The sequence below is a fragment of the Psychroserpens citreus genome (assembly GCF_055686305.1).
This window is the reverse complement of sequence record NZ_CM145999.1, coordinates 2,906,863-2,921,594: the sequence shown is the minus strand read 5'-3', so window position 1 is coordinate 2,921,594 and position 14,732 is coordinate 2,906,863. Positions and strand designations below refer to the sequence as shown.

At 33.6% G+C, this 14,732-nt stretch carries 9 protein-coding genes; 2 read left to right on the top strand and 7 right to left on the bottom strand.

What is annotated here, in order from left to right:
• Positions 1–24: 24 nt before the first annotated feature.
• From ACTU6T_RS13060 to mnmE, 5 genes are all read right to left on the bottom strand, one after another.
• Positions 25–846, bottom strand: a complete 822-nt coding sequence (locus ACTU6T_RS13060) for a glycoside hydrolase family 16 protein (RefSeq protein ID WP_460218636.1) — start codon at positions 844–846, stop codon at positions 25–27.
• A gap of 40 nt (positions 847–886) precedes the next feature.
• Entirely contained in the window at positions 887–2,845 is a 1,959-nt protein-coding gene (locus ACTU6T_RS13055) for a carbohydrate-binding protein (protein ID WP_460218635.1), read from the bottom strand.
• Positions 2,846–2,857: 12 nt separating this feature from the next.
• Positions 2,858–6,031: a glycoside hydrolase family 2 TIM barrel-domain containing protein gene (locus tag ACTU6T_RS13050; RefSeq protein WP_460220770.1), complete on the bottom strand. Its 3,174-nt coding sequence runs from the start codon at positions 6,029–6,031 to the stop codon at positions 2,858–2,860.
• 324 nt (positions 6,032–6,355) lie between these two features.
• Entirely contained in the window at positions 6,356–9,169 is a 2,814-nt protein-coding gene (locus tag ACTU6T_RS13045; RefSeq protein WP_460218634.1) for a LuxR family transcriptional regulator, read from the bottom strand.
• A 163-nt stretch (positions 9,170–9,332) separates the two neighbouring features.
• Entirely contained in the window at positions 9,333–10,739 is a 1,407-nt protein-coding gene (mnmE, locus tag ACTU6T_RS13040) for a tRNA uridine-5-carboxymethylaminomethyl(34) synthesis GTPase MnmE (RefSeq protein ID WP_460218633.1), read from the bottom strand.
• Between the two features lie 153 nt (positions 10,740–10,892).
• Between mnmE and ACTU6T_RS13035 the strand changes: the two genes are divergently transcribed.
• Positions 10,893–12,050 carry a redoxin domain-containing protein gene (locus ACTU6T_RS13035; RefSeq protein ID WP_460218632.1) on the top strand — a complete coding sequence of 386 codons (1,158 nt, stop codon included), beginning with the start codon at positions 10,893–10,895 and terminating at the stop codon, positions 12,048–12,050.
• Between the two features lie 73 nt (positions 12,051–12,123).
• Here the strand turns inward: ACTU6T_RS13035 and ACTU6T_RS13030 are convergent, their stop codons facing one another.
• Positions 12,124–12,774, bottom strand: coding sequence for a rhomboid family intramembrane serine protease (locus ACTU6T_RS13030; RefSeq protein ID WP_460218631.1), 651 nt, complete (start codon positions 12,772–12,774; stop codon positions 12,124–12,126).
• A gap of 46 nt (positions 12,775–12,820) precedes the next feature.
• Between ACTU6T_RS13030 and ACTU6T_RS13025 the strand changes: the two genes are divergently transcribed.
• Entirely contained in the window at positions 12,821–13,717 is an 897-nt protein-coding gene (locus tag ACTU6T_RS13025) for a lysophospholipid acyltransferase family protein (protein WP_460218630.1), read from the top strand.
• Between the two features lie 76 nt (positions 13,718–13,793).
• On the opposite strand, the gene ACTU6T_RS13020 is transcribed toward ACTU6T_RS13025, so the two are convergent.
• Positions 13,794–14,729 (bottom strand): PKD domain-containing protein, encoded by a 936-nt coding sequence (locus ACTU6T_RS13020; protein WP_460218629.1) that lies wholly within the window; start codon positions 14,727–14,729, stop codon positions 13,794–13,796.
• Positions 14,730–14,732 lie beyond the last annotated feature (3 nt).

The window sequence follows — 14,732 nt, the reverse complement described above, 5'->3', positions numbered from 1 at the left end:
CTTCTATATTGGTAATTAAATTTGTTATTGGTATACCCTTACGTAGTCTACCATCATCGTTTGTGGAAAAACTGAATTAGCATTTGGTGGTCCTGGATAGTTTCCACCAACTGCGACGTTCAAAATGATATAAAATGGCTGATTAAAAACCCACTCTCCATCAACATCATCTGGTGTAATTTGATTGTACAGTTTATCATCTACATAGTAGTTGATATAATTTTCTCCCCATTCGACACCAAAAATGTGAAATCCAGTATCAAAACGATCATTTTCAAGTTCAAAAGCTTTTGTTACAGCTTCACCAGCAGAATAACCAGGTCCATGAACACTTCCATTGATTAATGTAGGTTCTTGACCTCTATTCTCCATGATATCTATCTCACCACATTGTGGCCAAATAACTTCATCGGAGTTTTGACCAAGCATCCAAAATGCAGGCCAAAGACCTTGACTCCATGGTAATTGGATTCTTGCTTCGAATCTTCCATATTGTTGCTCAAATTTATCCTTGGTTTGAATTCTAGCTGAGGTATATCCTGCACCTTCAAAAGATTCTTGAATAGCCGTGATTTTAAGCATTCCGTTTTCAATCTTAATGTTCTCAGGTCTGTCAGTATAGTACTGTAATTCATTATTTCCCCATCCAGGCAAACCGATATCCGAACCATCACCAATGTCATAGGTCCAAATACTTGAATCTGGAGCACCATCAACATCAAATTCTTGTGCAAGAGTTAAATTATTAAGTGTAGTTACTGTCTGTGTTTCATCAGTATCACAACCTACAAAGGTTAACAACATAGCGCAGATAAATGCAACTGAAATTTTAGATATCTTCTTCATTTTATAATGTTTTATATTATTACTATTCATCATAGTGTTTCTAATTTAATATCTGAATATCATCAAAGTAATATGTACTTCCATCACCAGCAAGACCATCAATAAATTCAAAAAACACGATAATTCTTTGATAATCTAGACTTGAATTATATACACTCGCAAAGTCCCATTCTAATTCCACCCATTCATTAGATGAAGTAACAATGGCATCAACAAAAATTTGGTTACCTCCACCAGCTGTCTCTAATGCTGCCCTAATAGGGATATTAGCTTTTGGCGACCAAATTTTCATCCTCAATTTCTGAGAAGTAGATAAATCGATTGGTGCATCTAAATCAAGTACATTTCCTGCAAAAAATTGTGCGCCAACAGTTTTAGTTGATCTCATTACATTGTTTGTTGGGTTTATACCAGTTGGGTCAGGATTAGCTTCAATAGCTGGATCGGCTCCTTCAAATCCAAAGAAATTATACGTTAATGTTGTAGATTCAAACCCTACAGGCAATGCAACCTGAGTAGCACCAGAATCATCAACATTATCAGTTGGGTCTAATACCTCTTTATAGTAATAGATATTATCGACAAAAATATTAGATACTGTTGCATCTGAAATAAAGAATAGTAATCCTAATTGATCACGTTGCGTCAAACCAGAGAAGTCTCCCAAAGGAATATCAAAACTAGCCCAACCATTTTCTACCAATTCAGAACTACCTAGAGTTACAGAACCAGAAATTTCATTAGATGTTTGAACTCCATTAAGAATTTCTAGTCTTACAAAATCACCAGCATCAATAACCTCTTGTACATTAATATCAACATGTAAATGCGTCATTTGAGTAGCATTAATAGGTGACACGTTTAAAAATGTTCCTATACCAACAAAATTTAAATCTGTATAGTTAATAACTTGTCCACCACCAATATTAAGAGGTGGAGCACCACCTTGAGTTGTTTGGAATGGAGCAAAGAACCCATTATAATAATCTACAGGAACATTTGCATAGGCATCACTAAATACAGAAATCACATTTTCAGGATCTCTAGTAGGTGTTGGTGCTTGAGTAAATTCGCCTAATGAAATAATAGATAGAGAACCATCAGCATCCACGCCATTTAAACTGGCGGTAATTACAGTTGGGATAGGCTCTCCCATAGGATCAAGTGGGCTAGCTCCAACTATATTAACAACACCTTGTTCATTAACTGTTGCGACACTTGTATTAGAAGACGTAAAATCAAAATATGCTGGCGCAGCAGATACGGTTATATCTTGACCATTAGCTATATTATTCGTTTGAGTTAATCCACCTAAAGTACGTTGCGACCCAATAAATGTAGTTTCCTCGAGGTCATTCCCATCCAAAATTGCAGGTCTTGGTTGCGCAATGGTTCCTAGTTTTTCAAATCTAATTTCATCAAACCATAACACATAACCAGAACCACCTGTGTTCTGAGTTCCAGCTGCATACCAAAACACACCGCGTTCAATTTCTAATTTTGAAGCATCAGGAATTGGAACAGTATATTTTGCCCAATTTGTACCAACACTAAAATTTGTTAGTGTAGCTTGATGTTTATTTTCAAAAAAGTCTTGACCAAAACCAACAGCATCTACACTAACTCCTTGAGATGCTTTAGCCCAAAATGTTAAGGCATCAAAACGTGTTAAATCTCTACCTGCTCCATCAATTCTAAGAATAGCACCTGCATAAGCTCCGTCTGGATTATCAGCATTTGGCACATCTATTCTATAAGACGCATTACTCTCATAACCTTCAGTATTATCTACAGAAAATGCATCAAACTTAGAATCGCCAAAAGGTTTATAAAAATCTTCTCCTAATCCAACAAAATTATCGGTAAACACATCTCCTTCAGAAGAAAATGTTGCGTCGACGACATCGTCAGAAAGATCTCTTTCACATCCGTATGCTAGGATTAAAACCAATCCCAGTATCAATGCTTTATTTAATTTTATTAATTTAATATTTTTCATGATATGCAATATTTATTTTCCAATATTAATGTGTACGTAAGTTCTAATTTCCCACTCTGAACCATCAGGAAATCCAACTGGGCTTAATGGTGGATCTTCAAATTCTGGCGCTTGATTTGGCAAGTATCTTGGAGAAAACTGATCTAATGACCTCCATGTTCCTCTAATTCCTATTCTGGTATTAGGCAAAATGAACCAATCTGGTTTTCCAATTGAAGTAGACACATCTAACATTAATTGTAATGGGAATGTTAAGTTGAAATCTCTATGGTAATCAAAAGGCCCCCAATCATTGATTTTAACATGCGTTTGAACGCTCATTTTCTTATAGATCATTCTAATATCTCCGCCAAAACGATCAATTGTTCGATCACTATCACCATTAGCTTGTCCATTACCATAATAGAAGTTACCAATCAATCCAAGTTCTGGGCTCATTTTAGATACCATTCTTGAATGCACTTCCCAAAGGTCTTCTGCAGGTACAGAATTTGGAAAAGCAAAAAATGTACGATTAGCTTGGAATCCAATGTGAGCATCCATAGTTGTTGGTAAGTGACGATATACAAATCCAAGGTTCATTGCAAACTTTGCATCTTCTGCTCTATCGTTATCCCACGAGTACATCCATGTTCCAGGTGTTGGGTCATAAGTGAATAAAATTTCACCAGCAGTAGTTTCTCTATTTCCATTTCTTACTGCAAAAGGATCATCAATTACATTACGTAATCGTCCAGGAGCACCTACGCCATCAGGCATTGGGTCTACTAGAGGCTTTTGCCACAAAAAGTTTGGAGCAATTTGGAAATCACCTAAAGAATATGTAAATCCACTTAATACACTAGAAACATTTCCACTTCCAGAATCTCTAAGTTTCCACCCTGTAAACGTTTGGGTTTGATCTGCTCCACCATTTGCTACTAATCCCATTACAGCACCTTGCGCGTACCAATTAAATTTTCCACCAGCATAAGTAATTTTAGCTTTACCTCCCCAATTGTCTTTTCCTTGAACTTCGTCCAACACCACTGAACCATCGTCGGCAATATCCTGGAAAGTACTACCATTAAGTGGACTTCCTCCCCAAATAGCACCAACAGTAAGACCTACTTTTCCAAAGTCTCTTTCAACAACAAGTGTTGCTCGTTCTGTCGGCCAAGCAGGAATGATACCACTTCGAACCTGATTAGCATCTAGGACACGTTGTCCATTCTCATCAAATTCAAGATCAGTTTCAATATCTCTATGATAAATACCTGTAACTTCATAATTACCAACTTTACGCTGATATTTCAGTAAGGTTGTTGGATTTGCTCCCCACCATAGTTGAGGACCAAATGCAGCTTTCAAACCATTTAGAGCTCCTTTACCATCAAATTCCATCCCTAGGATTTCACCATTGTAGATATCTAAATTTGGCCCATAATTTGCTTCAGGATATAATCCAAAGAAATCACCTTCATACCCCCAATGGTAATGTCCTGTTCTGTAAAACCCTTTAATATCAGCTAGCTTAGTATTCCATTCAAATTCAGCATTATAAACTCTTAACCTGTTAAAATCTTGGATTTGTACATCTAAATCATTTCCGCCATCAACACCAACCACTGTGATTGGTCTTCCTACGTTTTCATAAAATACTTCATCAATTGGGTTTTCAGCTACATTACCTAAAATATTGAAATTAACATTAGCTCTCATATTTGGTGCTGGATTACCTTCAATTCCTACAAAATAAGATTGCATGTGATCAAAACCTAATTGATTTGGAAAGGTATTCGCATTAGGATCTTCTGTATCTGGTGTAGTTATCAAACTTCCACCAGTATTAAAAGTAGTAAATCGCGCACCTAGGTTGCTAATTCTAATTTTTTGACTTCCTCCTCCACCAAGTGCGGCCTTATCACCTCTTGCTTTAAGAACAGCTTCCATTAACTCGATGTTATCAAAATAATTAGCCATAAATTCTGGCGTCATTTGTGGGTTATACGGATCTATCTTATGAACTTCTTTAAGTGCATAATAGGCCGCTCTAGGATATAATGTGTAAAGGCCTCTAGCATCAGTTGGTCCTTTAGCACAAATACCAAACCACTCTTCGTTCATATTAAGATCACCTTCTTTAGCTTGATCTCTACTATAACCACCATTTGGCCATACAGCAACATTATCATGAACATCTAAATTTTCTGTTTGTTTATATTTCCACCAACCATCACTAAATTGAAAGGTAAATCCACCAATAGAATTGTTAACTTTACCCATCCCAGCAGCATTTTCATATATATCTTTCCAATTTCCGACATTGTAATACGCTTGAGAATATTGATCTTCTTGGTTGTCTCTAGCATTAAATGCATCACCACCAAATTCTGCAAAAAGAATTGGTAAATCTAATTTATCTTTTACAACCTGAAATGCATCTCCAAATGAAATACCTCTATACATATTAGTACCATATATATCTATATCAGTACATTCATCTTTAACAAGATCGATATATAATAAGTCTCCATTACATATGGCAACTGGGTGTGTTTGATCTATTGCTTTAACTTCCTTAGATGCATCATTAAATGCTTTGTACAATGCACGAGCGGCCGCAATTTTGTTTGGGTCTTCTGCTCCATCAATTGGAATTGCTTCTGTTTCGGCACCAGTCCAAGACAAATGATAATTATTCTCATTACCTATCATGTATATCAATAACCCTGGAGTATCTTTATAAGTATTTGCCATATCTCTGGCTTCTTGCATTAAGATTGCTCTAGTAGCTTCATCTGCATAATTAGTTTGAGGAGTCCAAGCGCCATCAATAGTTAAACCATACGCTCCAAATGTTATATTCAACATTGTATAGATACCATAATTTTCATAGATATATGTTATCCATTTAGGAGGTAATCCATAAGTTCTAATTGCATTAACGCCCATATTTTTAAGTAGAGGCATTTCTCCATCTAAAGCAGCTCTGATAACATCATCCGATTCTGCCCAAATTCCGGCATCTGTGATTGTTGTCCCAATTGGAACATAATCCCAGTTGACACCATTTACCATAAAATCTTTTCCATCAACTTTTAATATCATTCCTTCACTCGAACGATCAACAATGACATTGTTGGATTGTGCAAAAACTGAAAATGTTACTAAGAAAAGAAAGAGTCCAAGAAAATTGTTCTTCATCATTTAGTTGTTTTTAAATTAGTATTAAAGGATAATTACACTTACTTAGAAATTGATTATGCATCTAAGGTGTATTGAAAACTATATAATTGAGTTCGACCTTTGAGATAAATGTAGTTTTATGCATTAATAATTTTGTAATATATACCTCAACAAAAAACATACAATTCAAAAAAAAGGACAATTCGTTGCGAAAAATTCAGCGATACTTCTGTTTAACGCATTTTAAAGCTACGTTAAACAATAATGAAAAATAAAAGGTATTTGTTAAAAAAAACTAAATGTATAGGAATTGTATAGGTAAAAGCCTCTTCTGTATGGTCTTTAAATTTCCAAAATGTAATTTGTTAAGCTAGATTCATGAGGAAGTTCCATTTTTTTTCTTAATCTATAGCGTTTAACTTCGACGCTTCTTGACGAGATATTTAGCAATGGCGCTATTTCTTTTGAAGATAAATTTAACCTCAAATATGCACATAATTTAAGATCATTTGGTGTTAGTTTTGGATGTTTAGCTTTTACTTTCTTAAGAAAATCTTTATCAGCATTATTAAAAGCCTCTTGAAAAAACTTCCAGTCATCTGTATTGTTTAGGTTTTTATCAATGATTTTGATTACAGATTTTAAATCGTCACTTCTATTAGTACTATTAAGCTCTTCTTTAATATTATTAAGAAATTCATTCTTCTTTATGAGGCTCATTGTTGAAATTGCTAGTTCTCGATTCTTATTATCAATATCTTGCTGCAATTTTTCATTTTGCACCTGCATAAGTTGCTGTTCATTCTCAAGTTCTCTTAATTCCATCTCACGCCTGTTAGACTCTAATAGCGCTTCTCGTTGCTTTTTATAATAGCGTTTGTAAACATTATGCATAAATAGCGAGAATACAACAATTCCCATAACATAAAGTATTAACATCATATTAGTTAAATACCATGGCTTTGCAATAGAGAATTTATATGTTGCCATATTAGAACTCATTTTATCTCCAATTTTAGCTCTAACATTAAAAGCGTAATCACCAAAAGGTAGGTTTTTAAACAATTCTGTAGAACCTGTTGACCAATCACTCCAATCATCATAAATACCTTCAAGCTGATACTGATATTCGGCCTCTACATATTTATCATATTCTGAAATACTAAAGTTAAACTGTAAGTTGTTTTCTTTATTTTCAAAATCACCAAACGCATTTCTATCAATTGGTATTTGTTCATTATTAATAGTTAGTTGATTGATAGAATTAATACTTATTTCATATTCTTTTTCAATCAGTTTTTCCAAGTCAATCATTAAATAGCCAGATGAAGACCCAAATAAATACTTATGATCTTCAATATGCGCGATATTCTCATAGCCTCCCATACTATTTCTAATCGCATTTGGAAGAGAAAATGTTTCTATATCTGGTCTGTCGCTTAAGGTGCCAGAAGTAATGTAATTAATACCTTCTTCTGAAAAACACCAAAGCTTATTCGTTTTATCTGTAGCAACCAATTTACCAGAAGTATAGGTTTGATCTTTAAACACATCACTATACAAGCTATCTCTAATAAATGATTGTCTGCTAGAATCGTATTTAAATAATCCTTCCTTATAGGCATAAAAAATATGATCATTGTATTTCAATAAACTGGAATTTTGCCCTTTCGTAACGGAGGTGTCTTTTTCTATAGCTAAAACTTTTGAGAATTCTGGATCGACGCGAATTTTATAAACTCCTTTGTATTCATGGCTTACAAAGACTATATCTGACTCAAGAGTTTCAATATAACGTGAAGAGATATCAAATCCGTCAATTTTATTTCTAAGAATCCATCTTCCATTATCCAGAGCAAGAACATTAAGCCCGTCATAACTTCCTTCAAGTAGCAGATCATTAGTATTTGCTATTGGTTTAATATTCCAAGTCCCATATGTATTGCCAATTAAATTTGCTTGATTGCCATTAATGACATAAGTACCCGAATTATGTGCGCAAAAAAGTGTATCATGTAATTCAACTAGAGACCATACTTGACCTTGAGTATCTTTAATAAACTGAAACTCTTCGTTAGAGCCTAATGGTTTATAAAATAAACCTTGATTTGTTCCCAAATACAAATTTCCTTTATAAACTTTAGAACTATATACAGTACCTATAGTTCCTTTTTGATCATTATAAATACTAAAAGGAGAATCGGTATTAATGCAATTAATACCATTATCTAATGCCAGCCAAATATTATGATCTAAATCTTCAAAAAGGGACAAAACGGTGTTATTACCTAGCCCTCTAGACTGATTAATTTGGTAATGAAGAGATCCATCTGGCTTCAAATAAATTAATCCATTTGAAATTGTTCCGAGTGCAAAACTATTATTCTTTAATCTTATACTATTATAAACACTCACCTGAGAAAGCAAATCATTAGATTCGATATCCCATTTTGTCAAAGCGTTACCATCATATAGGTAAAACCCATCATTTTGAGTTAGAACCAAAAGTTCACCATCTTGATCAAACATATTTACGACTAGATTATCTCTAACCAAGTCATCTTTAATATGCAATTCTGCATTTCCGTTTTCTATTCTATAAATACCTTCATTAACACTCTGAAAATAAATAGTATTCTCTACTCTATACATCTTAGTCAATGACGTTAGAGAGTCTACAATTTTAAAACTTGAATTTTGAGTATTGTAAATAATAATTCTATCTAAAGACTGGAATAACACATAATTATCTAAACTTATAATATTCCAAAATTGCTCGTCATCAACAACAGGAACCGCTAATTGCTTAGTCAAAGATGTATAGTTTAAGGTACCAAACAAGTCGCGCTTCCAATACCCAAATTCCATATAACTTCCAGAATAGATTAAACTATCTACAACATGTACAGTTCGCATTACTGTTTCTTCAGGAGAAGGATATAAACTCCAGTTTTCACCATTAAATTCTAAAAGCCCTTTGTTATTGGCAATGAACATATGATTATCTGCAGATTGTGAAATGGCCCAATTTTGATTAGCAGCTTTATACTGGTCGGGAGAATATACTTGAACTGGAGGTAATTCTTGCCCACTTAAAAACAAACAGCATAGTAAGCCAAAAATTATTGTGAATCTACTGAAGTCATTATTTTTCATGTGTTCCAATTTTCACCATTGTATAGGTATAGAACTACAAAATACTATTTAAATATTAGAGTACAAAGGACTTTAGATATCTTAAAACTTTTTATGATGTGTCAAATAATAGTAATTGTTTGGTTTTAAATCACTTATTATAATTACTTGTATAGTTGATGATTTATTTTCCGATACAGAAATTAGCAAAAATATTACCCAATAAATCATCGTTAGTAATCTCGCCAGTAATCTCACCAAAGTGATATAAGGCTTGACGAATATCTATCGCTAATAAATCTCCAGATAATCCAGTATCTAACCCGTGTTTTACTTTCTGAATTTCCTCAAATGCTTTTAATAAAGCATCATAATGTCGAGAATTTGTAACAATAGTTTCATTATTACGCAGCGATCCAGTATTAATCAAATCCAATAACGAATTAGTTAATTGCTCTACCCCAATCCCAGTTTTTGCAGATAATTTTATAAAATGAGAGCTATCGACTGCGCCCAAGACAACATCTATCATTTTTAATTCTTTTTCTGAAAGTTGATCAATTTTATTAACAATTACAAGCAATGGCTTTTGCGGATATTTATTTTTAATTTTTTCAATTTCAAATTGAATAGCCGATAAATCTTGAATCTTTTGAGAACTATCAAACAAATAAACAACAACTTGGGCTTGGTCAATTTTTTCAAAGGTTTTTTTAATTCCTATTGACTCGACAATGTCTGTAGTATCTCTAATTCCAGCTGTGTCTATAAACCTAAAACCAATACCTCCTATCGAAATCTCATCTTCTATTGTATCTCTTGTAGTTCCAGCAATTTCAGAAACAATAGCCCGTTCTTCATTTAGCAACGCATTTAACAATGTTGATTTACCTACATTGGGCTCACCTACTATCGCCACAGGAATTCCATTTTTAATCACATTACCAACGGCAAAAGAATCTATTAATCGCTTCAATACAAAAGTAATGCGATCAACTAATGCTTTAAATTGCGTGCGGTCTGCAAATTCGACATCTTCTTCAGCAAAATCCAATTCAAGCTCTATTAATGACGCAAAATTAAGAAGCTCTTCACGTAACTTAGCAATTTCAGAAGAAAAACCTCCACGCATTTGTTGCATCGCTACTTGATGCGAAGCTTGATTATCACTAGCAATTAAATCGGCTACTGCTTCAGCTTGTGACAAATCTAGTTTCCCATTTAAAAACGCTCTTAGGGTAAACTCTCCTGCATTAGCCATACGACATCCTTGTCTTAGAAATAATTGTATAATCTCTTGTTGAATATATACGCTGCCATGACAAGATATCTCAACCACATCTTCACCTGTATACGAATTAGGATTTTTAAATACTGATATTAGCACTTCATCAAAAACACGGCCATCTTCAATAAGATGTCCTAAATGAATCGTGTGAGTGGGCTGATTAGCAAGTAATTTGTTTGGTATTACCGATTGAAAACAATCATCGGCAATCTTGATCGCCTCGTTTCCTGAAAGCCTAATTACAGCAATCGCTCCACTACCTGAAGCCGTTGCTAATGCAACAATAGTATCTTGGTGAGTCATTCAAAATTATTTTTTTACAAAAGTATTGTAATTTTCTATGAATAGTAGATTTAGATTCGTTCTTTAAGTATTTATTAATAATTGTCATTGAATATCTTTGGTCTAACTTAGTATATTTGCAATACAAATCTAAATATCATAATATACATACACATGAAAAAGATAGTTACAATTTTGTTAGTAAGCGTTTTAATCGTTGCTTGTAAAACTGAAAACAAACAGGAAGAACAATTACTAGATGGATATATCATTTCTGGAACAGCTCCGGGAGTTTACAATGGTATTAGAATGTATCTACAATCTAATGGAGAACGTGGAAGAATGGTAAATGTTGACACTGCCATTGTAATGAACGAACGCTTTACTTTTGAAGGCAAAGTTAATAATCCTCAAGTATTATTATTATCGGGAAATAGTATTACTGGAACGGTCCCTGTAATTGTTGAAAACAAACGAATCACAATTGAGCTTGATAAAGACAATATTAAAAACTCAACAATTAGCGGAACAAAAGCAAATGAAGATTTAATTGCTTATCAAAATAAATTAGAAGATCTAGCAAATGAACGAAGTGCGCTTGGTGTAAAAATTAGAGCAACGGTTGAAGCAGAAGAAAAGAATAAATTAAGTGAACAATACAAAGTTCTTAATGAGCAACATGCCAATTTACCAATAGATTATATTGAAAAAAATCCTAAAAGCTTATATTCATTAGTTCTACTAGATAACTTAATTGGTGGTCGTAATGCAAACTTTGAAATTATTACGAGATTGTACGATAGTTTAGATGACGAGATGAAAACTACCGCTTTTGGCACTAGAGTTAATAACAAACTTGTATCGTACCGAAGACAACAACAGGCATTACAAGCAACTCAAATTGGGAAAAAAGCTCCTAATTTTACAGCTCCTACACCTGACGGTAAGGAATTAGCATTAGCAGATGCTTTAGGAAAAGTAACTATTATTGATTTCTGGGCCGCTTGGTGCGGACCATGTAGAAGAGAAAATCCAAATGTTGTAAACATTTATAATAAATATCATGATAAAGGTTTAGAAATCATTGGTGTTTCACTTGATGGAACCTCTAGGCAAAAAGACCCAAAAGCAGCATGGACAAAAGCAATTGAACAAGACAAACTAACTTGGAATCATGTTTCCAACCTTAATTATTTTAATGACCCTGTGGCTAGAGCTTATAATATAAGATCTATACCTGCTACATTTATTTTAGATGAAAATGGAACTATTATAGCAAAAAACTTAAGAGGAGCTGATTTAGAAGCCAAAATTGCAGAACTTCTCAATTAAAACTGAAAATAAAAAGTAAAAGGAAAGTCTTCATTCTATTTATAAAATGAAGGCTTTTTTTATTGCTTCTTTTTTAAATCTTTCCAGTTTTATGCATGACAAACAATATAACAATCGGAATAGCTAATAGTCCAATCATTAATAAATCGGTTTCAAATAGTGAAGGTTTTAATAATAAAGTGATTACATAACCACCAACAGCGCCCCCAAAATGTGCGTCATGCCCAATATTTCCTACTTTATTTTTCATTCCATAAATAGAATATAAAAGATATACTATCCCGAAGATATATGCAGGAATTGGAATTGGAACAAAAAAGAGATAAATATCCATACTAGGATCCAATAATATTGCAGCATATAATATTCCTGTTACTGCACCACTAGCTCCCACAGCACTATAATGGTATTCATTTTTATGAAAATATAAAGATAAAAGACTTCCAAGAACTAAACTACCAATATAGATTATTAAGAAATTAAGCTCTCCAACATATTGAATAACACGATCAGCAAAAAAGTATAAGGTCAGCATATTAAATAGTAGATGCTGCATATCGGCATGAAGAAATCCAGAGCTAAACATTCTAAACTGTTCACCACGTCTTATTCCACCAACATTAAATTTATAGCGTTCAAAAAACCCGTAATCATTAAACCCTTTATAGGATATTAACGCATTAGCTGCAATAATAATGACAGTAAATAAACTTAAACTCCTCATAGACTTATATTATAATTATATTTGCCGTTACAAATCTAACATATTAATGCAATTTCTTGTTTACATTTTAGTATATCCATTTCTATGGCTAGTATCTATCCTTCCATTTAGGCTATTATATGCGTTTTCAGATGTACTATATCTATTTATCTATCGCGTTTTTGGTTATCGTAAAAAAACTGTGCAATATAATTTAAGACTTGTTTTTCCTGAAAAGGATGAGCAAGAGATTAATCGTATTACAAAAAAATTCTATCATCACTTATGTGACATGATGGTTGAATCAATTAAATCACTTACGATTTCAAAGCAACAAATGTTAAAGCGGTTTACATTCACTAATATTGACCTCCTTCAAGACATAGAAAATCAAAATCGTAGTGTTATACTAATGTGTGCACACTATGGAAGTTGGGAATGGATTTTTATTGCACAAACGTATGTCAAATCTAAAGGCTATGCTGTATATAAAAAATTACAAAACAAATACTTTGATCGCTTGGTAAAGCGTATTAGAGCTAAATATGACAGCCATCTAATCACGACAAAGGAAACGGTTCCTACTTTAATTAAATTGAAGAAAGAAGGCGTTACAACCATTAACGGATTTGTCTCTGATCAATCTCCTAAACCTAGAAAAGCATTTCATTGGACCGAGTTTATGAACATTAGGGTGCCAGTACATACTGGAGCAGAAATGTTAGCAAAGAAATTAGATATGACTGTGGTGTTTTTTAGAGTAAAACGTCTAAAACGCGGCTATTATGAAACAACATTTGAAACCCTTGCCGAATACCCAAAAGAGTTTAAAGATTATGAGATAACCGATGCGTTTTTAAAACGTGTTGAACAACAAATTTATGAAGCTCCAGAATATTATTTATGGACACATAAACGTTGGAAACACAAGGATAAATCTCCTGAAGATTATAAATCATCATAATGACTTAATAAAAAACGACCAATAACAAATGCTATTGGTCGTTTTGACTATAAATCAAATAATTGTAGGCATATTTTTAATCGTTTGGATTGTCTGTTTGAAAAACACAATACCAAGCAAAACCTGGCTCAGTTACCCTAACATGCAATCTATCTTCAGTAATTGTAATAATTTCAAAATTACTATTGGCAACATACCAACTCATAAAACCTCCATCAGTAATACTAATTGTTGTTCCTCTGTAGTCCCCATCAACAGTAGCGATAGACGACGATGGCACTAACTGTACATTTTTAACGCCTCCCAATGAAGGAACAACATCAACTCCATGACATGTATCTCCATCAACTCCAAGAGTTCCTGAAAATGTTCCAGGTATGTAAGCTTCTCCTACTGTTTGCTCAAAAGTTAAATCACCTTCTGCAGACTGTGTAAATACCATTTCTGCATCATACATACACAGTTTATCAGGATGCCAAGCCAAGGATTGGAACCAAGCATTAAAGGTATGTGAGCCATCTTCCATGACTTCATTTGGACCTAAACCAATATTCTGCGGTTTATCTGCCGCCCAATACCATGTCTTACTAAAGCCAGCTCCACCACTCAATAAATCTTTTGCTTCTTGATCTTCAAAAGAACTAAACACATCAACATTTATACTTTGAGAAGTAGTAACCCCTCCTGTTCCAGAGGCTAAAACTGTTACGGTATACGTATTAACTCCTGTTCTTGCAAATACATGAGAAGTTGTTCCTGTTGGTGCAGAATCTATATCAGAGCCATCACCAAAATTATAGCGAAAGGTTAAAGCATTATCTGCTGTACTCACAAAATTCACTAGTCCAGATCCATCACCAAAGGGATTGTCTGCATCTTGTCCAACTATTTCTACACTCACCTGAACATTAGTAGGAGCTACAATATCTCCAAATTCCTGATCCTCGTCTTGGCAACCATAAAAGGCAACAAGACATAAAGCAAGTGCAATTAAACTTTTTAATTTTTTCATCAT